22 protein-coding genes, 1 other RNA gene and 1 riboswitch are annotated in these 23,206 nt (G+C 39.0%); of the genes, 22 read left to right on the forward strand and 1 reads right to left on the reverse strand.

What is annotated here, in order from left to right; all coding sequences use genetic code 11:
- Window positions 1–24: 24 nt before the first annotated feature.
- On the reverse strand, window positions 25–1,074 hold the full coding sequence (locus BMY13_RS09835) for a homocysteine S-methyltransferase family protein (protein ID WP_092504279.1): 1,050 nt from the start codon (window positions 1,072–1,074) through the stop codon (window positions 25–27).
- Between the two features lie 79 nt (window positions 1,075–1,153).
- Window positions 1,154–1,260, reverse strand: a riboswitch (SAM riboswitch).
- A 592-nt stretch (window positions 1,261–1,852) separates the two neighbouring features.
- Here BMY13_RS09835 and BMY13_RS09840 point away from each other — a divergent pair.
- From BMY13_RS09840 to BMY13_RS09945, 22 genes are all read left to right on the forward strand, one after another.
- Window positions 1,853–2,464: a 3'-5' exonuclease gene (locus BMY13_RS09840; protein ID WP_092504281.1), complete on the forward strand. Its 612-nt coding sequence runs from the start codon at window positions 1,853–1,855 to the stop codon at window positions 2,462–2,464.
- 27 nt (window positions 2,465–2,491) lie between these two features.
- On the forward strand, window positions 2,492–3,091 hold the full coding sequence (locus BMY13_RS09845; protein ID WP_092504283.1) for a short chain dehydrogenase: 600 nt from the start codon (window positions 2,492–2,494) through the stop codon (window positions 3,089–3,091).
- Between the two features lie 12 nt (window positions 3,092–3,103).
- Window positions 3,104–3,322, forward strand: a complete 219-nt coding sequence (locus BMY13_RS09850; RefSeq protein ID WP_092493504.1) for a YdbC family protein — start codon at window positions 3,104–3,106, stop codon at window positions 3,320–3,322.
- A 157-nt stretch (window positions 3,323–3,479) separates the two neighbouring features.
- Entirely contained in the window at window positions 3,480–4,478 is a 999-nt protein-coding gene (gene sppA, locus BMY13_RS09855) for a signal peptide peptidase SppA (protein WP_092504285.1), read from the forward strand.
- A gap of 12 nt (window positions 4,479–4,490) precedes the next feature.
- Window positions 4,491–4,949 carry an RDD family protein gene (locus tag BMY13_RS09860; RefSeq protein ID WP_092493506.1) on the forward strand — a complete coding sequence of 153 codons (459 nt, stop codon included), beginning with the start codon at window positions 4,491–4,493 and terminating at the stop codon, window positions 4,947–4,949.
- 73 nt (window positions 4,950–5,022) lie between these two features.
- Complete coding sequence (locus tag BMY13_RS09865) at window positions 5,023–5,373, forward strand: hypothetical protein (protein ID WP_092504288.1); 351 nt, start codon at window positions 5,023–5,025, stop codon at window positions 5,371–5,373.
- Between the two features lie 322 nt (window positions 5,374–5,695).
- A complete protein-coding gene (locus tag BMY13_RS09870) occupies window positions 5,696–6,190 on the forward strand; it encodes a PTS sugar transporter subunit IIA (RefSeq protein WP_092504290.1) in 495 nt (164 codons plus the stop codon).
- Window positions 6,191–6,231: 41 nt separating this feature from the next.
- Entirely contained in the window at window positions 6,232–7,050 is an 819-nt protein-coding gene (locus BMY13_RS09875) for a PRD domain-containing protein (protein ID WP_092493509.1), read from the forward strand.
- Window positions 7,051–7,162: 112 nt separating this feature from the next.
- Complete coding sequence (nagE, locus tag BMY13_RS09880; protein ID WP_092504292.1) at window positions 7,163–8,629, forward strand: N-acetylglucosamine-specific PTS transporter subunit IIBC; 1,467 nt, start codon at window positions 7,163–7,165, stop codon at window positions 8,627–8,629.
- 250 nt (window positions 8,630–8,879) lie between these two features.
- Window positions 8,880–9,023, forward strand: coding sequence for a hypothetical protein (locus BMY13_RS19480; protein WP_175476767.1), 144 nt, complete (start codon window positions 8,880–8,882; stop codon window positions 9,021–9,023).
- 15 nt (window positions 9,024–9,038) lie between these two features.
- Window positions 9,039–10,025 carry a LacI family DNA-binding transcriptional regulator gene (locus BMY13_RS09885; RefSeq protein ID WP_092504294.1) on the forward strand — a complete coding sequence of 329 codons (987 nt, stop codon included), beginning with the start codon at window positions 9,039–9,041 and terminating at the stop codon, window positions 10,023–10,025.
- Window positions 10,026–10,029: 4 nt separating this feature from the next.
- Window positions 10,030–10,926, forward strand: a complete 897-nt coding sequence (rbsK, locus tag BMY13_RS09890) for a ribokinase (RefSeq protein WP_092504296.1) — start codon at window positions 10,030–10,032, stop codon at window positions 10,924–10,926.
- Complete coding sequence (gene rbsD / locus BMY13_RS09895; RefSeq protein WP_092504298.1) at window positions 10,923–11,318, forward strand: D-ribose pyranase; 396 nt, start codon at window positions 10,923–10,925, stop codon at window positions 11,316–11,318. The genes rbsK and rbsD overlap by 4 nt, the downstream gene beginning before the upstream one ends.
- A gap of 18 nt (window positions 11,319–11,336) precedes the next feature.
- Window positions 11,337–12,839 carry a sugar ABC transporter ATP-binding protein gene (locus BMY13_RS09900; protein ID WP_092504300.1) on the forward strand — a complete coding sequence of 501 codons (1,503 nt, stop codon included), beginning with the start codon at window positions 11,337–11,339 and terminating at the stop codon, window positions 12,837–12,839.
- On the forward strand, window positions 12,836–13,774 hold the full coding sequence (locus BMY13_RS09905) for an ABC transporter permease subunit (RefSeq protein ID WP_425445150.1): 939 nt from the start codon (window positions 12,836–12,838) through the stop codon (window positions 13,772–13,774). The genes BMY13_RS09900 and BMY13_RS09905 overlap by 4 nt, the downstream gene beginning before the upstream one ends.
- Before the next feature lie 26 nt (window positions 13,775–13,800).
- Entirely contained in the window at window positions 13,801–14,751 is a 951-nt protein-coding gene (gene rbsB / locus BMY13_RS09910; protein ID WP_092504302.1) for a ribose ABC transporter substrate-binding protein RbsB, read from the forward strand.
- Window positions 14,752–15,023: 272 nt separating this feature from the next.
- Window positions 15,024–16,628: an acyl-CoA synthetase gene (locus tag BMY13_RS09915; RefSeq protein WP_245736079.1), complete on the forward strand. Its 1,605-nt coding sequence runs from the start codon at window positions 15,024–15,026 to the stop codon at window positions 16,626–16,628.
- A gap of 385 nt (window positions 16,629–17,013) precedes the next feature.
- Entirely contained in the window at window positions 17,014–17,340 is a 327-nt protein-coding gene (locus tag BMY13_RS09925) for a sporulation protein (RefSeq protein WP_425445151.1), read from the forward strand.
- A gap of 64 nt (window positions 17,341–17,404) precedes the next feature.
- Window positions 17,405–17,585: non-coding RNA, 6S RNA (gene ssrS, locus BMY13_RS09930), on the forward strand.
- 278 nt (window positions 17,586–17,863) lie between these two features.
- Window positions 17,864–19,723, forward strand: a complete 1,860-nt coding sequence (locus BMY13_RS09935; RefSeq protein ID WP_245736080.1) for a GAF domain-containing sensor histidine kinase — start codon at window positions 17,864–17,866, stop codon at window positions 19,721–19,723.
- Entirely contained in the window at window positions 19,698–20,363 is a 666-nt protein-coding gene (locus BMY13_RS09940; protein ID WP_092504308.1) for a response regulator, read from the forward strand. The genes BMY13_RS09935 and BMY13_RS09940 overlap by 26 nt, the downstream gene beginning before the upstream one ends.
- A 169-nt stretch (window positions 20,364–20,532) precedes the next feature.
- Window positions 20,533–22,974 carry a S8 family peptidase gene (locus BMY13_RS09945; RefSeq protein ID WP_245736081.1) on the forward strand — a complete coding sequence of 814 codons (2,442 nt, stop codon included), beginning with the start codon at window positions 20,533–20,535 and terminating at the stop codon, window positions 22,972–22,974.
- Window positions 22,975–23,206: the final 232 nt, after the last annotated feature.

Raw genomic sequence — 23,206 nt, forward strand, 5'->3', positions numbered from 1 at the left:
TTAGTTTTGTAGAATTGTATTTTTTTAAGCTTTTAACCGGTAGCTCTGATTATGTTCTTGAAGTGTTTTGTCTGTCCCAAACAAGAAATGCTTCTCCATGTCTGGGGAATATTTTGAGTTTACTGTTTTAACTCCTACAGCTTCAGCTACTGAACGCAGCATTGCTGGTGATGCTCCGCAACAAAGCCCGATATAATTTATCCCGATGTCGTTTGCCTCTTTTGCCCAGGCTGCCAGTTCGTATCGGTTATGGTAAAGCGGATCAAGTGCAGTCGGAAAAGTTGTTTCTAAAGGCAGATGGCAGCTGCATCCTCCATCCGGTAAATTAAAGAATGTCGGGTTTTCCTCAGTTGTACGGTATGGGATAGGGAGTCCACCCACATAGCCATCTACATTGTTACGTATGTCAGCAAGGTAAGGCTGCATCGTTTCAGGACCCCGGAAACAATTCATGCCCACAACCAGTGCGCCACTTTCAGAAAGTATTTTACAGGATTCTTCAACAGTGTAGCCATCCCTCAATACATTCTCTCCCATTAGTCCAAACGTGATGACTGCTGGTAAATCCTGTTTCAGAATTTCTTCCAGGGCTATTTGTGCCTCTTCATGGTAATAGAACGTTTCCCCATTAATGAAATCGACGCCCTCTTCCTTACACCATTTTATCATTTCGGCAAAAATACCTCTGACCTTAGTCTTGGATTCAGGGTCTTCGGGATCGAAAATATTAGTATTTGAGATATTTCCAGCCACCAACGCTTCTTCGCTGGGATGTTCTTTAGAAACCTCTTTTGCTAAGCGAACCGCATTTCGGTTTAATGGTTCTAATAGATCTTCTTTGCCAATAATGCGCATTTTTTCCCTGTGTGCATTATACGTAAAGGCTAATACAACGTCTGAGCCTGCGTACATATAATCCCTATATGCCTGTTTCAGTGCTTCGGGGTTATCAAGTGCAACCTCTGGAACAAATGATCCTGCTTGCAAATACCCTCTACGTTCTAATTCAAATAAATACCCTTCACCAACAATAACAGTTCCATCTTTTAAACGTTCTTCTAAACTGCGCTTCAATCGTTTTCCTCCTCTTAAATAAAATAAAAAAACCCACTTCTGAAAATAGAAGAGGGTTTGAAACCGTTAAGTATCACTCTCCTTATCTTCAAGCTTTAAGCATTTCAGCTTCTGGAATTAGCACAGTATTTAAAATCTGTTGCTGAGGTTTCAATGGGCCAGTCCCTCCACCTCTCTGGATAAGAAAATTATTCAATTTTGTATTATTGAATACAATACAACTCTTGCAAATGAATGTCAAGAATATTTTTAGCATTTGAAACACTTTGATTTACTAAACAAGCTTAAGCCACTGATTTGCCGTATCCTCATTCCGTTATTTCCTTGAAAACGCCTATTTTTATCGCGTTATGTAATCCTCATTCCTCTATTCACCCTTTTTAACCATATTTTTCATTGATATTGGGTGAATAACGGAACGAGGATCCGATTCAAGCTTTACAGGACGGATTTTTACCCATTTAGCGGAACCACGATCCGCTTCATTACTTTGAGATTCACATTCCGATCCTCTCGCCACTCATTTTTGCTATTGTGTCATTAATATTCATCATAACAGCGTTAAACTTTCTTGCTTTAATTAAACTATACTGCTTAATTAGGTGTAATCGTTCGGGCGAACAGCATCGGAAGTGGATTAGATAGCTCGGAATCAGCAGAATTCGCCTGGGAATCAGCGAAGATAAACACCATCAAAATTTAAATCCTTTTTCAGGGTTGTTTGAACGTGGGATATGTTAAAATTACGTTAGAGTATTGTTATAGAGGAGGCCAATCCATGAATGTCGTATCCATTGACTTTGAGACGGCGAATGAAAAGAGAAACAGTCCATGTGCTATTGGTGTTGTTGTCGCCAATGAAAATGGAATTGTTGATGAATTTTATAGTTTAATAAATCCAATGATGCATTTCAGTTCGTTTAATACGCGTATTCATGGGATACGAGAGGGAGATGTGGCAGATGCGCCGACGTTCTCAGAATTGTGGCCGACACTCAATGATTATTTATCTCATAACATAGTTATTGCACATAACGCCAGTTTTGATATGAGTGTGATTCGAAATACATTGGACTACTTTAACCTTACATATCCTGAAATGGATTATCTTTGTACGGTGAATATTTCTAAAAGAGTTTGGCCCGAGTTAGAGAATCATAAGTTAAATACGGTAGCTGGTTATCACGGTATTTCCTTCGAGCATCACCATGCACTTGAGGATGCTAGGGTTGCTGCCAAAATTTTAATGAAGGCTTTTGAGACATACGAGACGGATGAGATGGATATATTTCTAAAGAGGTGCAGTATTTCGAAAGGGAGAATTTATGAACGGGGATATTTTCCGCCGAAAGTGAAGCGGGCGAAACGGAGCAGAAAGCTTTATTTCTAAAATATATCAAGGGGAGTTGGATTGCATATGAGGATACTTGTTGTAGGTGCAGCAGGGACAATTGGCAAAGAGATTGTAAGAGAGTTAGGAGAGAATCACTCAATAATTCGCGCTGGACGAAATGGGGCAGATGTTTCTGTTGATATTACTTCCGAGGATAGCATCAGAGAAATGTATAAACAGATTGGTAAAGTAGATGCTGTAGTCAATGCATCTGGTGGTGCGAATTTTACAGCTGTTTCTGAATTAACACCGGAACTAAATGAAAAAGGAATTGAAAGTAAACTTAAAGGGCAAATAAATCTTGTCCTGCTAGGTATGGAATATGTAAATGACGGTGGCAGTTTCACGTTAACAACAGGTGTGATGATGGATGATCCGATTCCACTAGGTGCGTCTGCAGCAATGGCAAATGGTGGCATCAAGGCATTCGTTAAAGCATCATCAATTGAAATGCCTAGAGGTATCCGCATAAATAGTGTAAGTCCTAATATTGTACAGGAGTCATGGGAAAAGCTTGGTAAATTCTTTGCAGGGTTTGATCCTGTTCCTGCTGGTCGTGTGGCTCGTGCTTTTGTTAAAAGTGTTGATGGTATGCAAACTGGTAATAACTATGAAGTATATTAAGGAGGAATCAATGTGGCAGATCTTAAATATGAGATAATCGAAACAGTAGCTGTGCTATCAGAGTCGCCAAAAGGATGGACGAAAGAGCTTAACCTGGTAAGCTGGAATGGGCGTGATCCCAAATATGACCTTAGAGACTGGGCACCGGACAAAGAGAAAATGGGAAAAGGGGTTACATTGACGGAAGAGGAATTATATAAATTGAAAGCGGCATTATCTGAACTTGATTAACTTCACATAGAAATCGTGTATGGCGCTGGGTCCAAAGCAATTTTTGTGTTTTGGACTCGCTATTTTGTAACAAACGTACAAGTTTTCTGCATAAATGTTAACAATAATGTAAAATAGCGGTAATACATAAAACAGGAATGAATTGGAGGACATGAAATTGAATACAAAACGTTGGATTGCACTTGGTGTAGCGGTTGTTTTATTTGTCGTTTCACTAGGTTTTCAAGCTGTAACGAGTGTAGTAACAGCTGATTTTGAAAAAATGTTTAACTTCCCGGATTCATCGCAGAAATTTCAAGAAGAGGTTGTCGAGGAAGGATCAGGCAATAAGATTGCAGTACTTGAACTGGATGGAGTAATTCAAAATGCATCTACAGCATCCTTGCTTAATACAGGCGGATATAATCATGAGCGATTCCTGGAAATGCTTGAAGCAGCTGGGGAAGACTCAACTGTTAACGGCATTATTTTACGTGTAAATACACCTGGCGGGGGCGTTGTAGAAAGCGATGAAATACATGACAAGATTGTTAAGATAAAAGAAGAGCATGACAAGCCTGTATATGTATCAATGGGGAATACAGCAGCATCAGGGGGATATTATATCTCTGCTCCTGCCGATAAAATCGTTGCGCATTCTGCAACATTGACAGGTTCAATTGGTGTTATTATGGAGAGCTTTAATTTTGCGGAATTTGCGAATGAACATGGTATTAAATTTAATACGATTAAGAGTGGCGAGTTCAAGGATATTATGTCGCAGTCACGTCAAATGACCGATGAAGAACGAGAAATTTTGCAGACGATGATTGATAATTTATACGGAGATTTTGTGGATGTGATCGTGGAAGGCCGTGACATGTCAGAGTCGAAAGTCCGTGAGCTTGGCGATGGCCGTGTGTATACCGGAGAACAAGCTGCAAATAATGGTCTTGTTGATGAGCTTGGGTCTCTCACTGATACGATTGCCATTATGAAAGAAGATAATGGCTGGGATAATGCCAAAGTGATTGAATATAAAAAGGGTCTTGAAATTAACGAATTTTTAGGTGGTACATTACAAGGAATGTTTAAAGGACAAACAGAATTATTCGGTATCAAGGAATTGTTGCGTGAATCCAATGGACCACGTGCTATGTACTTGTATTCTAAATAAGGGGGTGCCGTCATGAGTGAAAATGAAGTGGAATATACTGAGAGTGTTGATTACAGATTTGCTGGGTTCTGGATGCGGTTTTGGGCATATCTAGCTGATTTGCTTATTGTATTTAGTATTAACGGCATCCTGCTTAGTCCATCTAAATTTATCAATGATGGGGCTGGAATTGATATTGGTTTCTGGACAATGGCTGGTATCGTTGGTGTGATTGTGTTGTATTTGTACTTTCTGCTAATGACTAAATATTTTGGTCAGACGTTAGGAAAAATGATATTTGGATTGCGCGTTATTCGAGAAGATGCTCATTCGCTCGAGTGGAAGGATCTTATTTTTAGAGAAGTAGTTGGTCGATTTATTCACCGTGTGTTTTTCTTTACCGGATTGTTATACTTGTTCGTTGCATTTAGTGGGGAAAAACAAGGTTTACATGACATGATTGGTAATACGCGGGTTGTGTTTGATAAATAATAATAAGTCCGGGTGCACTGGTGCCTGGACTTTTAGGCATAAAGCTAAGTTTTTTTAAAAATGGAGGGATTAAATGAATAGTGATGAAGGTTTGTTTCTTTTTCTTGCCGGATTTTTGTTTCTGATTCTCTTTTTACTAGTAGTTGCAATCGTTTTTCATATTCTAATGGCTATTGGATTATTTAAAATAGCTAAAAGGGAAGGCAAAAGTGACCTGGCGTGGATGGCATGGGTACCGATTGTTAATACATTTTTAATCACGCAGCTTGTTGAGGATGATGTGCATGAATCGCTGCGTGGTAAATTTACATTGGTTTATGGCGTAACAATGGCATGTGCATTTTTCCTATCCTGGTTCATTCCATTTGTAGGTCTTGCCTCAAACGTTCGTTCTATTAGTTTATGGATTTTACTTTATCATTAAAAGATATTCTAAAAATGAGACGCTTCACCTTGTATTGGTTATTGTCACATTTATGATTACGATGCCAATTCAATTCTTTTTATTTAGAAATAGAGAACGAATTGATAATCAGGATGAGATAATTTTTAAAAGTGAATGATTGATTTTTCCATTTGAATGATGATACGATAGACTCAAGAAAAAATAATTACGAATCACATGTTACTGATGCGATTAGGCATGGTGGTATTATGAGAAGGGCATAGGTTCTTCTCTAAACCGCCATGTCTTTTTTAGTTTCAGTAACTTTTGCACATACTTACCTTAAAGGAGGAATGTTGTTATGTTTAAAAATCTTTTTAAAAAGGAAAGCTCAATCACGAAAATATATGCACCAATTAATGGCGAGATTGTTTCGTTAGAAGAAGTTCCGGACCCTGTTTTTAGTCAGAAGATGATGGGAGACGGGGTTGCGATTAAGCCTAATAAAGGGCAAGTGTATTCGCCAGTAGATGGTGAAGTTGTTCAAATACCTGAGACAAAGCATGCTATTGGGCTGCGCACAGGAGACGGAATCGAAATACTCATTCACATAGGACTTGAAACAGTCTCGCTAGAAGGAAAGGGCTTTACCATCAATGTCAGTACTGGCGATAAAGTGTCAGTAGGTGAAAAGCTGATGGAATTTGATCTGGAATATGTTCGGAATAATGCTTCGAGTGATATATCTCCAATTGTTATTACAAATGGACAGGATACTGGCAAGAAGTTCAGTATGACTGAAGAAAAAGAAAGCACGGCTGGAGAAACAGTAATAATCACAACTTCTGAGCAGTGATCATTGAATGAAAAACGTGCTATGAAGGATGTGGGCTTCAGGTGAAAATAAAACAAATATTAAATAACAATGCGGCAATTGTTATCGATGAACAGGAAGAAAAGATTGCTATTGGGGCTGGTGTGGGTTTTGGTAAGCAAAAAAATGACATTGTGATTTCTAGCAGGGTAGAGAAATTGTTCGTTCTAAAGGAGAATGAAAAACTGCAGCAGCTATTACTCAGGATACCAGAGGAGCATTTTACCATATCAGAAGAAATTATTACCTATACGGAAAAGCGCTTGGGAACAGAATTAAGCGAGCATATCCGTGTGCAGCTGGCAGACCATATTTCCTTTGCAATTGAACGGGAACAGAGTGGTATCAAGCTAAAAAATAAACTATTGCAGGAAATTAAGATTTTGTACAGGGAAGAATTTGAAATCGGTTTATGGGCCATTCAGCACATTAAGGAAAAATTTCAGATCACGATGCCTGCTGATGAAGCAGCGTTTATTGCACTGTATATTCATACAATGAAACTTCAAGGGGGTGATATTCACGAAACGGTTAAGCAAACGACAATAATTCAGGATATGGTGCAGACTATTAAAAAGTATTTAAATATCGAGGTTCATGAAGCTGACATATCCTATGAACGGTTAGTAACACATTTGCAGTTCGCTTTAAGCAGAGCAAAATGGTATGAGAGTCATGTGATGGATAATGAGATGTTTGAGATGATTAAGAAAAAGTATACTTATTCATTTCAATGTGCACAAAAAGTAGCTCAGGAAATATATGCTTCCTATCAAATTGAGCTTCCTGAGGAAGAGTTGGGATACATCACGCTTCATATCGAAAGGTTAAGAACACATTAAAAGTGCAGAAAGAATTTATGAACTCATTCTTTGAAAACGAATTCACAGTTTGAGCAAATGTATCAGAATTCATATTTTATGAAACATTAATCTATGTTAGGAGGAATTTATAATGATGAAGTATTTGCAGAATCTTGGCCGCTCATTAATGCTCCCGGTTGCGGTATTACCGGCTGCGGCAATTCTGATTGGTATTGGAAACTGGATTCTTAACTTTGCAGCCGACAGTACAATTGCAACATTTCTGACCAATGGCGGGTTAGCCATTATTGGAAATCTTGGTATATTATTTGCTGTTGGTGTTGCAATTGGAATGTCGAAAGAGCAAGATGGTGCCGCTGGATTAAGCGGACTTGTAGCCTTTTTGGTTGTAACAAATCTATTAAATGTAGGTGGAGTTGCTGGTCTGCAAGGGATTGAGGAAAGTTCTGTCAATCCAGCTTTTGAAAGTATTGAAAACGTGTTTATAGGTATTTTATCCGGAATTGTAGCCTCGATGATGTATAACCGGTTTAGTGAAGTCAGGCTGCCGGATGCTCTAGCTTTCTTCAGTGGTAAGCGGCTTGTTCCAATTATGAGTGCTGCAGCCATGATGGTTGTATCAGCTGCTCTCTTCTTCGTTTGGCCGGTTGTCTATTCAGGACTGGTTTCATTTGGTACAGGTATAAGTGATTTAGGAGCATTTGGAGCTGGTTTGTATGGGTTCTTTAACAGATTGCTCATTCCAACAGGGTTGCATCATGCACTAAATTCTGTTTTCTGGTTTAATGTTGCAGGAATTGATGATATTGCTAATTTCTGGGCGAGTGAAGGAGAAAAGGGAATTACTGGACGCTACTTAGCTGGGTACTTCCCGATCATGATGTTTGGTCTGCCCGCAGCAGCATTGGCAATGTATCACACAGCAAAAACGAAACGTAAAAAACAAACTGCATCACTAATGATGGCTGCCGGATTCGCCTCATTCTTCACCGGTGTAACCGAGCCACTTGAATTCTCATTTATGTTCTTGGCGCCATTACTATATGTTGTTCACGCGGCACTTACAGGACTTTCGATGGCTATTGCTGCAATGTTTGAATGGACTGCTGGATTTAGTTTCAGTGCTGGGTTAGTTGACTATACGCTAAGCTTAGGAGTACCAATTGCCAATCAGCCACTCATGCTTGTTGTACAAGGCCTTGTTTTTGGCGTAATATATTACTTCTTGTTCCGTTTCCTAATTGTCAAATTTGACTTGAAGACACCAGGTCGTGAAGACGATGCTGACGAGCAAGGAGAAGAAGTAGGCGAAGCGGAAAGCTTGGATGCCACCGATGGGGCTGAGAAGGATGAAACAGCTGAAATGGCTGAGAAAATTTATGAAGGTTTAGGCGGAGATGAGAACGTGACAACAGTTGATAACTGCGTATCTCGGTTAAGGCTTGAAGTAAATGATATGGATAAGGTCGATCAGGACAAAATTAAATCAACAGGTGTGCCAGGCATCAATGTTGTCGGCAAGCATAATATACAGGTTGTTGTCGGTACACAGGTACAATTTGTTGCAGATGAAATAAGAAAGCTTCGAAAAAAATAATCGGATGGTTGCGAGCAGTGCTGGATGCACTGCTCGTTTATTTTGAGCAACGAAAAATTTATATAATTCAGGCATTGACATCTTAATGAAAACGCTTTAACATAATGTGTAACGGGTTACATGAGGGACGTCGTTTTTATTTTAACGCGTATGTAACGGGTTACATGTAAGGCATGTCAACAGAAGAGTCGCGAGTATCAACAGAAGAGTCGCGAGTATCAACAGAAGAGCGCGAGTATCAACAGAAGAGTTGCGAGTATCGACAGAAGAATCGCGAGTATCAACAGAAGAGGTGCAAGTATCAACAGAAGAGTCGCGAGTATCGACAGAAGAATCGCGAGTATCAACAGAAGAGGTGCAAGTATCGACAGAAGTATTAAATACTAAATTATGAGAGTGGTTATTGTATATGACAACTATAAAGGATGTCGCTAAGCTTGCCAATGTGTCGACTGCTACTGTATCACGTGTTTTGAACAGTAATGGATATGTGAATTTTTCGACAAAAGAGCGGGTGAAGCAGGCGATTGAGCAATTGAATTATTTGCCGAATGATGTGGCGCGAAGTCTTTTTAAGGGACGTTCAAAAATGATTGCGTTATTTGTGCCGGATATTATGAACCCTTATTTCCCGGAGCTTGCGCGAGCCGTGGAAGATGTAACGAATCGTTATGAATATACATTTGTGCTTTGTAATACAGATGATGACATTGAAAAAGAATTAACCTATTTGAGTGCTTTACAGCAGAAGTCGGTGGATGGTTTTATTATTGTTTCGAGTACAATTTCGGAAGAGCATATAAGTAAGATAAATGCCCCAATTGTCGCGTTAGACCGAATCTTGAGTTCTAAGCTTTCATCGGTGACAGTGAATAATCGTGAAGGTGCGAGACAAGCTGTACAGTTCTTAAAATCAATTGGGTGCAAGCGCATCGCTCATATTTGCGGACCTGAACATGCAGGTAACACGAAAACACGCCTGCAAGGTTATTTGGATGAGGTTCAAGATGAAGATTGGTTCATTTCCAGCTATATTTTACCTGGTGAATTTAATTTCGAAATTGCCAAGCAATCCACGATGAAATTATTGAAGGATCATCCTGAAATTGATGGGATTTTTGCTGGAAACGACTTGATGGGTGCTGGGGCATTGAGTGCAGCAGCTAATCTAGGAATCAGTGTTCCAGCTGATTTGTCGGTTATCGGGTTTGATGGAATTGCTCTTGGTGAGACAACTACACCTTCACTTACGACGATGGCTCAGCCTATTTACGACATAGGATCTAAAGCGGCAGAAATACTTGTTCAGCAAATTGACGACAATCAAACAAGTATCAGGTCAGAGGAATTTAAAGTTGTATTAACAGAACGACAATCAACAATATCAAGGAGGTAAGGAGATGGCTATTAAACCAAGTGTATGTGTTGTTGGAAGCATCAATATGGATCTAATCGTAACGACTAGAGCAATGCCAAAGCAAGGTGAGACCGTTCTTGGCGATGATTTTTTCACCTATCCTGGTGGAAAAGGTGCGAACCAAGCAGTTGCTGCAGCAAGAATTGGTTCGAATGTTAATTTCATAGGCGCTGTTGGGGATGACCCTTTCGGTAAAACCCTTTTAGAACACCTTGAAAGTGAGAGCATTAACATAGATGGTGTTGCAACCGTTTCAAGTGCAGCAACAGGTATTGCAAATATAATTTTATCTGAAAATGATAACCGGATTATTGTTGCTTCCGGAGCAAACTTACTTGTTACACCAGAGTTAGTAGAGCACAATCTTGACCAAATAAAACATAGTGACGTGGTGTTGCTTCAATTGGAAGTCCCTATGGAAACCGTTCTCTATACACTGAAAGCTGCAAGTACGTATAACATTCCAGTAATTGTGAACCCTGCACCATACCAACCATTACCAGATGGACTGCTTGAGAAGGCATCCTATTTAACACCTAATGAATTAGAAGTTGAATCGATAAAAAACGACCCGTTATTTGAAGGTATCCATGAAAAAGTGATTGTTACCCAAGGTGATCAAGGCGTTCAATTTTTCGAAGGTGGTGTGAAAAAACATGTACCGAGTTACCCCGTTGATGTAGAGGATACAACAGGTGCGGGAGATACATTTAATGGTGTCTTTGCAACAGAACTTGCACGAGGCTCAGCTGTTGGCGAAGCGATTCAGTTGGCCAATGCGGCTTCAGCATTATCTGTCACAAAAGTTGGTGCACAAGGTGGTATGCCGACAAAAGAAGAGGTAGAGAAGTTCTTGCTAGAAAGGAAGGTTTCGGAATGAAAAAGTCAGGCATTTTAAATCGAGATATTGCAACAGTACTTGCAAGATTAGGACATACAGACACAATCGTTATCGGTGATTGCGGGCTACCAATTCCAAATGAAGTCCCTTGTATCGATTTATCGCTAGAGCTTGGCACACCAAAATTTACATCAGTTCTTAAGGCTGTGTCAGCAGATATGATGATCGAGGAAATGACGTTCGCAAGTGAAATAAAAGACAATAATAAAGCTTTATACGATGAAATTTCTGAGGAATATAAAGATATTCCTAAAAACTATATAACACATGAGAATTTAAAAAAGGAAACTGGCAATTCACAGGTTATTATTCGTACAGGGGAAGCGACCCCTTTTGCAAACGTAATATTGAAGTCAGGCGTCATTTTTTAACCAAAGGAGGTGAAAATCATGGTACAAACACCTTTTGTGGAAATGGATGGAATTGATAAATCCTTTTCTGGGAACCAAGTGTTGAATGGAGTCCATTTTAACGTCCAGAAGGGTGAGGTTCACGCATTAATGGGCGAAAATGGTGCTGGAAAATCTACGTTGATTAAAGTGTTAACGGGGATTCATAAACGTGATAATGGTGTAATTAAAGTGAATGGTAAAGAAGTGGATTTCTCGAACCCGAAACAGGCAGAGAAGGAAGGGATCCTTGTTATTCACCAGGAGCTTAACATTATTCCGCACCTTACAGTTACAGAAAACATGTTTCTTGGTAAAGACATCACTTATCCGAAAACCGGTATTTTAAACACAAAAGAAATGAAAAAACAAACTAAAGCAAGTTTACAAGCGTTAGGTGTAACAAACATTCATCCGGACGATACTGCAGGTGATTTGTCAGTTGGCAAACAGCAGATGGTGGAGATCGCACGGGCGTTATCGACTAATGCAGAGATGATTGTGATGGATGAGCCGACCGCTGCTTTAACTGAGCGTGAGATTGATAATCTGTTTCGCGTTGTCGAATCACTGCAAAATCGTGGTGTTGCAATTATTTATATTTCACACCGGATGGAGGAAATTTTTAAGATTTGTGACCGGGTCACAGTACTACGTGATGGGACGTATATCGGAACGGAGAATATTTCGGATACCAGTTTTGAAGCAATTGTGAAAATGATGGTTGGACGCGAGCTTGGCGAGCGTTTTCCGGAACGGTCGAACGCAGTTGGCGATGTTATCTTTGAAGTGAAGAACCTTGAACGAAAAGGATTATTTAACGATATTAGCTTTCATGTAAATAAGGGTGAAATTCTTGGTGTATCAGGATTAATGGGAGCAGGCAGAACCGAAATTATGGAAGCAATTTTTGGCTATGAAAAGAAAAATAATGGGACTGTCTTACTGGATGGGAAGAAGTTGTCTATTAAACACCCGCGTGACGCCGTGAAAGCTGGGATTGGTTTTATATCAGAGGATCGTAAAGCAAAAGGGTTGGTGATTAATACATCAATTCGCGAAAATATTTCCCTTCCCAATATGAAAACAGTATCAAAAAATGGAGTTGTGTCAGCCAAAAAAGAACGTGATCTTGTAACGGATTTAATTAAGCGGTTACATGTTAAAACGACCGGTGGAGAACAGGAAGTTAAGTCATTAAGTGGCGGTAATCAGCAAAAAATTGTTATCGCAAAATGGCTCGGAATAAATCCGAAACTGCTTATCCTGGATGAGCCAACACGCGGTGTTGATGTTGGGGCGAAAAAAGAAATCTATAACATTATGAATGAGCTTACCAAAAATGGTGTTGCAATTATCATGATTTCTTCTGAACTGCCGGAAATTTTAGGTGTAAGCGACCGCATAATGGTTATTCACGAAGGTAAGATCACACAAACCATGGACAGGCATGAGGCCGATCAGGAAAAAATAATGACGGCAGCTACAGGAGGGGAGTCATGATGAATAAATTATTGGTTACTAATTTTGCGAAAATCGGCCCATTGATAGGACTTATTCTAATAATGATAATATTAGGATTTATGAGTGAGAATTTCTTCACATTGGATAACATTCTTAATCTGCTTCGCCAAATTTCCGTAAATGCGCTAATTGCATTTGGGATGACATTTGTTATCCTGACTGCTGGTATTGACTTATCAGTAGGGTCGATGCTGGCCTTAGGCAGTGCGTTGACAGCTGGAATGTTAACGACCGGGATGGATCCGCTATTTGCTATATTGGTTGGTTTATTGATCGGGCTAGCATTGGGTGCAATGAATGGGCTTATTATTACGAAAGGTAAAGTAGCTCCGTTTATTGCAACACTTGCAACCATGACCATTTTCCGTGGTGCAACGCTCGTTTATACAGACGGTAAACCAGTTACAGGTCTTTCTGATAGTTTCACATTTGAAATGATTGGTCGAGGTTATGTATTTGGTATTCCATTTCCAGTTATTTTGATGCTGGGCGTATTCCTTATCTTATACTTTGTGCTTCGTAAAACAGTTTTTGGCCGGCAAGTTTATGCTGTGGGCGGAAATGAAGAAGCATCTACATTATCAGGAATTAAAGCGGATCGCGTGAAGATCTGGGTTTACGCGTTAACTGGGATGTTATCAGTATTAGCTGGAATTATTTTAACAAGCAGATTAAACTCAGCACAGCCAACAGCCGGATCGATGTTTGAACTGGATGCAATCGCTGCAGTTGTTATCGGTGGTACAAGTCTTATGGGTGGACGCGGCCGTATTTTTGGAACATTGGTTGGCGCATTAATTATTGGTGTTATCGATAATGGCTTAAACTTGTTGAATGTTTCATCATTCTATCAGCAAATTGTTAAAGGTGGTGTTATATTACTTGCCGTTTTACTTGATAGAAGATCAAAATAATTAATAAAATTTTGGGAGGAATTAAAATGAGTAAATGGATTAAAAGATTAGGGCTATTAACATTATTGCTGGTTGTAATCAGCGCATGTTCTACAGAAAAACCAGGATCGTCAGATGATAACGAAGGTAATTCTTCAGAAGGCAGTTCAGATGATTCCATTAAAATCGGACTATCTGTCTCAACATTGAACAACCCATTCTTCGTATCTTTACGTGATGGTGCTGAAGCTGCAGCAGAAGAGGCTGGGTATGAAATCGTAACAGCGGATGCACAGAACGATGCATCAACACAGTTAAGTGATATTGAAGATTTACTGCAGCAGGATATTGATGTTCTTTTAGTGAATCCGACCGATTCAGAGGCAGTAGTTTCAGCAATTGAATCAGCCAATGATTCAGGAGTTCCAGTTATAACTGTTGACCGCAGTGCTGATGGCGGTGAAATTGTTACACATATCGCCTCTGATAACGTAGCAGGTGGTGAAATGGCTGGTGAGTTTATTGCTGAGCAGTTAGGTGAAAGCGGCAACTTAGTAGAGCTTGAAGGTATCCCAGGTGCATCAGCTACACGTGAGCGTGGTAAAGGATTCCATAATATTGTTGATGGTATTGACGGTTTGGAAGTCGTTGCGAATCAATCAGCAAACTTTGACCGTTCAGAAGGCTTAACAGTAATGGAAAACATTATCCAAAGCAGTGATCAGATTGATGCCGTATTCGCTCATAATGACGAAATGGCATTAGGTGCAGTACAAGCGCTCGAGTCAAATGGCATGCTGGAAGATGCTGTCGTTGTAGGATTCGACGCAACCGATGATGCCCGTGCAGCAGTAGAAGAAGGCCGTATGGATGCAACAGTTGCTCAACAACCAGAATTAATCGGACAAAAAGCTATTGATGCTGCAGGAAAAGTAGCTGCAGATGAATCAGTTGAAGAATTTATTCCAGTAGAATTACAACTAGTAACAGCAGAATAAATTATTGGAGGAATCAGGTCATCGCTGGATGGCCTGATTTTTTACTGTCTTAGTGCAACTTAGGCTTGGTGATATGTCAAGTTTTCTAAGTTTAGTGAGATGAGGTAAAACTTATGATTCGATCATTTTATCTAAAATAATCAGTTTATCGAGTAATTTTGGCAAAAGAAGTCATTACGCCTTACTTGTCATTATTAGTTTTCTGAATTAAAATAAAACAAAGAATATTCAGCGCATAAGTCATCGAAAAAAATCATTTGAGGAGTGGAAATATGAACACAGAAACAAATGTACATGATGATCTTGACAAGATGTTGCAGCGCGCTCGACGAAATACACTGGGCGATTTGTTGGCGCGGACTCGTGATCGAATGCCTGAGAAGTTAGCACTTACGTATGAAGGGCAACGGTTGAATTATGCAGAACTGGATAACTTGGTAAACCAAACGGCACATGCCTTCTTGGCCGATGGAATGAAAAAAGGTGATATGGTGACGGTAATGTCCAAAAATAGTTTGGATTTCGTCATAGCAAACTTTTCTTTAGCAAGAATTGGGGCAGTTATGATTCCGATTAACTACATGCTTTCCATTGAGGACGTGGCGTATATTTTGGAACATGCGGAGGTTAGTGCATTTATTGCCTCAGAGGAGTATGCACCAGTTTTGGATAAATCGGCTGGAAGGCTGAATATCAGACAGCGCTATTTGATGGACACTCTTGGAACATATGAAGGAGAACTCTCTTCGTGGGTATCGTTGTCTGATGCACGTGATGGCCGTTCAAATGACTTTGTAGATGCTGATATTGCTGATGATGATCTTGCACATGTGTTATATACAAGCGGGACAGAATCACGGCCTAAAGGAGTTATGCTTTCCCATAAGAGCTTGATTAGTGAGTATGTAAGCTCCATTGTAGATGGAAAAATGGCAGCTGAAGATGTGGCGATTCACGCGTTACCGCTATATCATAGTGCACAGTTACATGTATTTTTAGGGCCAAGTATTTACGTTGGATCAAGTGGAATTATCCTTGGCGCAGCCAGTCCTGAGGTAATTTTACAAACAATAGAAGAGGAGGGCGCAACACAGCTATTTGCTCCACCAACTGTCTGGATAGCATTACTGCGGCATCCGGATTTTGATAAACGTGATTTATCGACGCTTGAAAAATGCTATTATGGCGCAGCAATTATGCCACGGGAAATTTTAAAAGAGCTTGCCGAGCGTTTACCGAATGCGAAGTTCTGGAACTTTTACGGACAAACAGAAGTAGCGCCACTTGCAACAGCATTGCAGCCAGAAGATCAATTACGGAAATTGGGGTCAGCTGGTGTGGCAACCTTAAATGTACAGACGAAAATCGTTGATGATAACGATAATGAAGTTGCTCGCGGTGAAACGGGTGAGATTGTTCACCGGACACCACATACGATGAAAGGTTATTTACATGATCCGGAGAAAACAGCTGAAGCATTTCGCGGGGGCTGGTTTCACAGTGGGGATTTGGGTGTAATGGACGAAGAAGGCTACATTACAATTGTTGACCGCAAAAAAGATATGATTAATACAGGCGGTGTCAATGTGTCGAGTCGGGAAGTAGAGGAGACTATTTATCAAATGGACGGGGTTTCCGAAGTCGCTGTTGTAAGCATTCCTGACCCATATTGGATCGAAGCAGTGACTGCAGTCATTGTTCCGAAAGAAGGCGCTAGTCTTACAGAAGATGGAGTTGCTGAATTCTGCAGAGAAAGACTTTCAAAATTCAAAGTTCCAAAGCATGTAGATTTTGCTGACGAATTGCCGAAGAATCCAAGTGGCAAAGTACTGAAGCGGTCGTTACGTGATAAGTATGAAGAACTTGAGGAAAAATAGAGCCTCGACCGCAGATGTAATAAGCAGCTCAAAACTGGAGAATAGATAAAGTTCGACATGGTATCGATAAAGTTATGGCCAAAATAGATAAAGTTCGACATTATATCGATAAACATCGACAAAAAATGATAAAGTTTTTAAAAGGTGTCCTGTCCTCAGGGCACCTTATTTAGCAGTTAAGAAAGTATAAATACTTTCTTACTGCATAAGTGCAACTAAGGCACTCGCCATTAAGGCTTGGCGAATGTCATAGTTTCTAAAGCATAAAATGGCTCATAGTTTGAAATAATACAAAGTGGAGGTGTTTATGTTATGAGTGAAAAAGAGGATAACAGAAGCAAGCGCAGAGTGAATTCAAGTGTTAATCACCAGGGAATAAGCGAAGATGCGGCTGATCAGCGGCCAAAGTCGCAGCTCGAACAACGGACTAAGAAGAAGAACACGAAATAAAAGGGTGAGGATCATCGATAATACATTGAATTATTTGCGTGAATCATTAGCGAATTATAGTGAAAATGATATGTGTCAAAAGATTGATAAGAAGCTTGAAACAGAAGGATACAAGAATGAAGCCGAGTTTGTCAGAAATTTGGATGAAGAAGAAATGGCTTATCTGGATTCTGTATTGGAAAAAGAATTGAGCTATGCCAGGAGTGTTGAAAATGATATTCGTGTTAAGGAATTAACGGATGTATATGAGTTATTGTTTTGAAACCGTTTTCAAAATAGGTTAAAATTCCCATTGAATTTGGGTGGGTTTACGTGTAATATGTATTTATAAGCTGCAATGTACGTATTAATTTTAGTTTAACCTCTAACATATGAATAGGGAGTTTTACATCGAAACTATAATGTCGTGCCTCGATAGTGTGGAAGACAGGAAGGTTTCTGCAAACACCCACTTTGCGAAGTGGTGGTTTAAACTTTTTATGAAAATACGGCAATTGTGGCTGATAAATTTTTAAATGACAGGCCAGTTTCCTAATTGGAAGCTGGTCTTTTTGCATTCTTTCCTAAGATATAGTTCTTTTATACTAGTTAAATACTCCGTTTAGTGAATTGGAATTTATTCGTGTTTTTGGGAAAATAGCAATACAAACTAATTTGGTTTGGGTCTAGATTGGTTAGTGAGTTACTCATTAGACTAGTCTGGACTTTTTTAATTATTATTAAATTTGGAATAAATGCTAACATCGTATAAAATTGAATAAACTTTGGTGTATAGGGGGGGTATAGTGAAATTCCAGCAATTGTTAAAAAATGAAGAAACGAATGCAAAAGTATTTATGATTGGAACATCGGTTTTAGGATTTGGACTTGTATTAGTACATATATTTCAGTTACAAGAAGCTCCGAAAGATCCGATCATTCTACTTTTATTTGCAGTATTTCTTGCAATTTGTGAATATTACCCCATTCCTGTTTGGAAAGGAAATACAGCCATCAATTTCCCAATCATGTTTACACTTTACCTGGTTTTTGGTCTAGGTTATACCATTTTTGTTTTAGCGAGTGTTGTACTTTTGGTGAATCTGATAAGTCGCCGTCCCTTACGCATTGTTTTTTTTAATCCAGCACAATTAATATTAAGCTTTTACATTGCTGTGAAGCTACCTGAGTTATTTGATGATATTATTTTTCTTAATTCTTCCTTTATTAATGATTTTATAAAATACGGTTTGATTTTACTTCTTTTTCATATAATAAACAATTTATTAGTTGATGTCGTGTTGTGGTTACGTCCACAAATCTATTCACTGAATTCCTGGAAGCAAAAAGCATTATCAGAGGGAACTAGTTTCATTATTTCATTAGGCTATGGATTTATGTTGTTTTTACTTGGCAGCCAAAATAGAGGAGGAATTGACTTTTTTTCATTTTTCTTCTTTTTTTCACCCCTAGTTGGACTATCAATGTTAAGTGCTGTCATCTTTCGCTTAAGAACGGAAAAAAGTAGGTTGAAAGCATTATTTTCAATCACTTCAGAGTTAAATACAATGGTTCCCACAGAAGACTGGCTTGATGGTCTAAAGACAAGTTTTAAAGCCTTCATCGATGCAGATGCATGCATTTTGTGGTTTAAGGAAGGTGATGAGTGGTACAAGAGATTTGAGCAAGGATCAGTGAAAGATAATATTGACCTAAGAAATGAGGATTTCCAGATGATGTCCAATATGGAAAAACCGGTTCGCTATGATAACCGGAGACACGATATTGGTATTGCATCTGTTTGTTTTGATCAAAGTCTTAAATCATTTGTTTACGCTCCACTTATTATTGAAAAGGAAGTCTTTGGTACTCTTATTGTTGCTAGAAGCAGAACAAAAAGCTTCTTGGAAGATGATGTAAGCTCGATAGCATCTTTTGCTAATCAATTGGCCATTGTTATGAAAACAAGAACACTTATTAAAGAGCAAGAAAAGCGACTGATCCTTGAGGAAAGAAACCGTATAGCTAGAGAAATCCATGATGGGGTTGCCCAGTCACTTGCTGGGGCTATTATGAATTTGGAAACAGCTGAGAGAAAGTTCACAAACAAACCATATGAGACGTTAACAATTATATCGGGCAGTGTTTTAAAGTTACGCAATAGTTTAAAAGAAGTCCGAGAATCCATTTATGCATTAAGGCCCTACCCTACAGAAAGAATCGGATTAATCTCAGCCATTACAAAGAAGATAGAAGAGGTTAACAGTGAGTACAAGGTGGATATTAACTTTGAAGTCAGGGGGATAGAAGAGCGATTGAGTTCTATGACTGAAAAGGTGCTGTTTGATGTGTTACGAGAAAGTATTTTAAATTGTATCAAGCATAGTAGAACTGAAAAAATCGTTGTGTTATTGAGTTATCAGTCACAGCAAATATTGTTGCGTATTAAGGATTTTGGTGTTGGTTTTTCATTATTTGATGAAATGATTAAAGCTGAAAACACTTCTCATTTTGGTATTTTAAATATGAATGAGTCCATTGAAAAAATAAATGGTTCATTACAAATAAATAGTAAAAAAGGGTCTGGGACTGAAATATCGATTATAATTCCTAAAATGCACTTAGAAGGGGGGCCGCAATATGATAAAAATAATGTTAGTCGATGATCATGCAGTTTTGCGTGACGGATTAAAGAATATAATTGATTTGGAAAATGATATCAAAGTAGTAGGTGAGGCAATTTCTGAAGAAGATGCGCTACAGAAAATCGAAAAAATAGATCCAGACATTGTTTTAATGGATATTAATTTGCCAGGCCTCAGTGGAATTGAAGTGACTAGAATCCTAAAAAAGAATTATCCAAATATTAAAGTTTGTATTTTAACTATGTATAGTCACGATGAGTACTTTATGTCAGCTATTCGTGAAGGTGCGGACGGTTATTTATTGAAAGATTCCCCATCTGAACAAGTTATTCAAGCGATTCGAACTATTGCAAATGGTGAGTCCGTTATTCAGCCTTCTATGACAAAAAAACTGCTATCTTTTCACCAACAAAAAAAAGAGACAGATGCCGAGAGTTCAAGTGAACTTAGTGAACGTGAAAAAGAAGTCCTAATGTGTTTACTTGAGGGATTAAGTAATAAAGATATTGCCACAAAGTTATTCATAAGTGATAAGACTGTCAAAATACACGTGAGTAAAATATTTAAGAAATTTAATGTTAAAAGTAGGTCCCAAGTTATAATTCATGCAGTCCAAAATCAGCTTGTACCTATATCACATATCCGCAGAGAAAAGGAATAAAAAACTAATAACACCACACATAAAGTATTAAATGATTAGTACTTTTGTATGACCTTTAAATAGTTCGTCTATAACTGGTTTTATTACCTTTGTTTGATAGAAATAAATTCTTCTCTAATCCATAATTGAATTGAATGAAAATTCTTTTAAATATTAGGAGGAGAATTAAGTGAAGAAATTGATTACTTTAACGTTAATGTCCGGGCTATTACTTTCCTTGTTGTGTTTGGGTATTACTACAGTAGATGCTACAAAAAAGGTGGCAATTGGACCAGAGCTTGAGGAGGCAATTGCTTCAGGTGAAAGTGAATTTGAAGTTATTATTACATTTTATGGTGACAGGAAACCGACTGCAGACAATTTAAATCTACTAGAAAATATAGGCATTAACAAAGGACTATCATTAAATTCTTTGCCAATGGTAGCTACAGTTACTACTAAAGGACAAATTGATGCATTAAAGAAGGAAGACACCGTTCGTTCAGTTTATCTAAATCGTAAACTTGAGTATTTTAACGCTGACTCTACTGCCTTAACAGGCGTCAATAAAGTGCGGACAGATGATCAAATGAGGAAACAGAATGGCGGGTTTCCTGTTACTGGCGACGGAATTGGTGTTGTTGTCAACGATAGTGGTGTGGATGGCACCCACCAGGATATCGAGTTTGGAGATCATTTAGTGCAAAATGTTATGGCAAATGCAAATTTAAATAGTTTGGCACCAGAACTACTACCAATTACTTATGCAGAAGGTGTGATTAATACAGATACAAACTCAGGTCATGGAACACATGTGGCAGGAACCGTCGGAGGTACTGGTGAAATGTCTAGCGGAAAGCATGAAGGAGTTGCCCCAGGCGCAGATTTGATTGGTTATGGATCCGGTGCTGGATTATTTATATTGGATGCTATAGGTGGCTTTGACTATGCAATTACACATCAAACTCAATATGACATACGAGTCATCACAAACTCATGGGGTTCTTCGGGGGATTTCGACCCAAATGATCCAGTAAATATAGCTAGTAAGAAAGCATTTGATCGTGGAATAACAGTATTATTTGCTGCCGGGAATTCAGGTCCTGGAGAAAATACCCATAATCCGTATGCTAAAGCTCCTTGGGTCATATCTGTTGCGGCAGGAGAAAAAGATGGTACTTTAGCAGATTTCTCATCTCGCGGCACTAAAGGTGTAGGCGGCACATTTGAAGTTGATGGACAATCATGGACATGGAAGGATGAGCCTACGATCACTGCACCTGGTGTTGACATTATTTCTACACGAGTAATGGCACCTGTTTCTTCATTGGCGGCAGATAAGGATGCAGAGTTAATAGAACCAGCTTATTTGCCATACTATACAACCATGAGTGGAACGTCCATGGCGACTCCTCACGTAGCGGGGGTTGTGGCATTAATGCTAGAAGCAAATCCGGAGTTGTCTCCGTCAGAAGTAAAAAATTATCTGCAACAGACAGCAACAAATATGCCAGGTTATGAATCATGGGAAGTCGGTACAGGGTATGTAAATGCTTTTGCAGCGGTTGATTTTGCTTTCGATGAAACCAAAGAATATGGAAGTACTGTAAATATGAACCAAACATTTAATAGCAATGTGGAATCAACTACTACTCGAAAAGAATTTGAAGTAGACTATAATCCGGTAACTGCTGTTTCTGACAATCAATATTCTTTTGAAGTGGAAGAAGGAGTCGGAAGCTTAGTAGCACAAGTGAACGGTAAGGGTATAATGGAAGAAACAGGAAACCCAATTAATCTGGTCCTCATTGCACCAGACGGTACAGAGTATAGTTCAGGGATCAGTGTATTATTTACCTTATATTGGGATAGAACCGTATCTGTAAATGCTCCTATGTCTGGAACATGGAAGGCTGAGATTCGTGGACTACGTGGTGTTGAAGAGAATTCCTTTGGGACTGCTCTACCCGAAACTGTACAAGGAACGTTAGCCTTCACGGAGGTGAGCGGCTTTTCGGGATTAGATGATATTAATGGGCATCCCGCTGGAGCAGCTATTCAAATGGGGGTTAAAGAGAGGCTGATTGACGGGTATGTCAATGATAAGTTCAAGCCAGATAATGCTTTAACAAGAGGAGAGCTAGCACAATATTTAGTAATGGGTGCTGGAATCCGACAATCCAGTTCTGCAACAGATTTGTCTCCTTTTGTTTCTGCTGTTCTTCAAAAAGGAGCTACATTAAAAGATAAGCAACAGATACAGAATGGTGTAATGTTAGCTACTAACGGTGATTTTCGAGCAAAAAGTAGTGTAAATAGAGCTGACCTTGCTTACTCACTTGTGCAAAGTTTAGGTCTTCAAGAGAAGGCTGAGGAATTCTCGGGAGAAGTGACTGTGCAGTATAAGGATGAACGTGTTGCCGTTGAGGATTCGGAAGATATACCTGATAGATTAAAAGGTTATGTTCAATTGGCTCTGGATTTGAATATCATTAATGCGGAATTCTCAGTTGATCAAGGGCCATATGATATTGAACCAACTGTAACTGCCATTTTCTCACCAAACGAAGATGTATTAAGAGGTGACTTCGCAGTAGCGATGACTCGATATTACAATGCGTTTTTAAAATAATCGGAGATGTATTAAAGTTTTTACTATCTATCTATTATGATAAGTTACTAAGGCCAGCTTTCCTAGAGGAGGCTGGTTTCTTCATGTTAATAGTAACACCTACATGACATCAAATCATGTACACATGACTTTCGTATGATACAACGGATACTTTCCCAACTTATTTATGCCATTTGTATGATGTAAGAAATTCTCATCTGATAGATAATATAATTGAAAGAAAATTCTATTA

The organism is Virgibacillus subterraneus (genome assembly GCF_900110695.1).
Classification (GTDB): domain Bacteria; phylum Bacillota; class Bacilli; order Bacillales; family Amphibacillaceae; genus Lentibacillus; species Lentibacillus subterraneus.

Excerpts from the sequence above, each read along its gene's own strand:
- BMY13_RS09840 (WP_092504281.1), top strand. The coding sequence starts at position 1,853 with ATGAATGTCGTATCCATTGACTTTGAGACGGCGAATGAAAAGAGAAAC.
- BMY13_RS09845 (WP_092504283.1), top strand. The coding sequence starts at position 2,492 with ATGAGGATACTTGTTGTAGGTGCAGCAGGGACAATTGGCAAAGAGATT.
- BMY13_RS09860 (WP_092493506.1), top strand. The coding sequence starts at position 4,491 with ATGAGTGAAAATGAAGTGGAATATACTGAGAGTGTTGATTACAGATTT.
- BMY13_RS09865 (WP_092504288.1), top strand. The coding sequence starts at position 5,023 with ATGAATAGTGATGAAGGTTTGTTTCTTTTTCTTGCCGGATTTTTGTTT.
- BMY13_RS09870 (WP_092504290.1), top strand. The coding sequence starts at position 5,696 with ATGTTTAAAAATCTTTTTAAAAAGGAAAGCTCAATCACGAAAATATAT.
- nagE (WP_092504292.1), top strand. The coding sequence starts at position 7,163 with ATGATGAAGTATTTGCAGAATCTTGGCCGCTCATTAATGCTCCCGGTT.
- BMY13_RS09885 (WP_092504294.1), top strand. The coding sequence starts at position 9,039 with ATGACAACTATAAAGGATGTCGCTAAGCTTGCCAATGTGTCGACTGCT.
- rbsK (WP_092504296.1), top strand. The coding sequence starts at position 10,030 with ATGGCTATTAAACCAAGTGTATGTGTTGTTGGAAGCATCAATATGGAT.
- rbsD (WP_092504298.1), top strand. The coding sequence starts at position 10,923 with ATGAAAAAGTCAGGCATTTTAAATCGAGATATTGCAACAGTACTTGCA.
- BMY13_RS09900 (WP_092504300.1), top strand. The coding sequence starts at position 11,337 with ATGGTACAAACACCTTTTGTGGAAATGGATGGAATTGATAAATCCTTT.
- BMY13_RS09905 (WP_425445150.1), top strand. The coding sequence starts at position 12,836 with ATGATGAATAAATTATTGGTTACTAATTTTGCGAAAATCGGCCCATTG.
- rbsB (WP_092504302.1), top strand. The coding sequence starts at position 13,801 with ATGAGTAAATGGATTAAAAGATTAGGGCTATTAACATTATTGCTGGTT.
- BMY13_RS09915 (WP_245736079.1), top strand. The coding sequence starts at position 15,024 with ATGAACACAGAAACAAATGTACATGATGATCTTGACAAGATGTTGCAG.
- BMY13_RS09925 (WP_425445151.1), top strand. The coding sequence starts at position 17,014 with ATGCGGCTGATCAGCGGCCAAAGTCGCAGCTCGAACAACGGACTAAGA.
- BMY13_RS09940 (WP_092504308.1), top strand. The coding sequence starts at position 19,698 with ATGATAAAAATAATGTTAGTCGATGATCATGCAGTTTTGCGTGACGGA.